The organism is Mycobacterium sp. E183 (assembly GCF_001667735.1).
In the GTDB taxonomy this organism is placed as follows: Bacteria; Actinomycetota; Actinomycetes; order Mycobacteriales; family Mycobacteriaceae; genus Mycobacterium.
In genome coordinates this window covers 1-739 of the sequence record NZ_LZJN01000153.1, presented here as the reverse complement: position 1 = coordinate 739, position 739 = coordinate 1, and the positions used below count along the sequence as shown (strand labels likewise).

Annotated in this window: 1 protein-coding gene; it reads left to right on the top strand. The window is 68.1% G+C overall.

Annotated elements, in window-relative coordinates; all coding sequences use genetic code 11:
• Positions 1-711 (top strand): ATP-binding protein (locus A5691_RS17675; protein ID WP_156675579.1); only part of this gene is annotated, 711 nt, incomplete at its 5' end.
• Between the last annotated feature and the right edge of the window lie 28 nt (positions 712-739).

The window sequence follows — 739 nt, the reverse complement described above, 5'->3', positions numbered from 1 at the left end:
GCCGGGCACCCGCCGCCCATCCTGGTCCACGCGGACGGCACCACCCAGATGCTCGACGACGGTCACACGATCGCATTGGGAGTGCGGCCCAACTGGTCCCGCCCCGAGGCCCGGGTGACCGTGCCGGCGCGTGCCACCCTGCTGCTCTATACCGACGGCTTGGTCGAACGTCGCCGTACGGCGTTGGGGCAGGGCATCTCCCGGGCGGCCGAGTTCGTGCAGGACGGCCGCGGGTCGACGCTCGACGAATTGGCGAACCACATCATGTCCGGTCTGGCCCCCGGCGGCGGCTATCAGGACGACGTAGTCGTTCTGCTTTATCGTCATCCCGCTCCGCTGGAGCTGACGTTCCCGGCTGACGTCAGTCACTTGGCGCCCGCACGATCCGCGTTGCGCACCTGGCTGACCCGCACCCGACTGGACCCGGAACAGGCGATGAACGTGCTGGTCGCCGCCGGGGAGGCCGTCGCCAACGCCATCGAGCACGGTCACCGGGACCAGCCGGAAGGCACCATCAGCCTGGGCGCGACCGCACTGGTCGACCGGGTGCAGTTGACCATCACCGACACCGGCTCGTGGAAACCGCCGCAACCGGCTAGTTATCCCCACCGGGGACGGGGTATTGCCCTCATGCGGGGGCTCATGAATGACGTCACCATCAATCCTGATGCCGCCGGAACCACGGTTCACCTATCCGCGAGGATCACATGATGCCCACGTCGCTCTCCCTCGACACCGC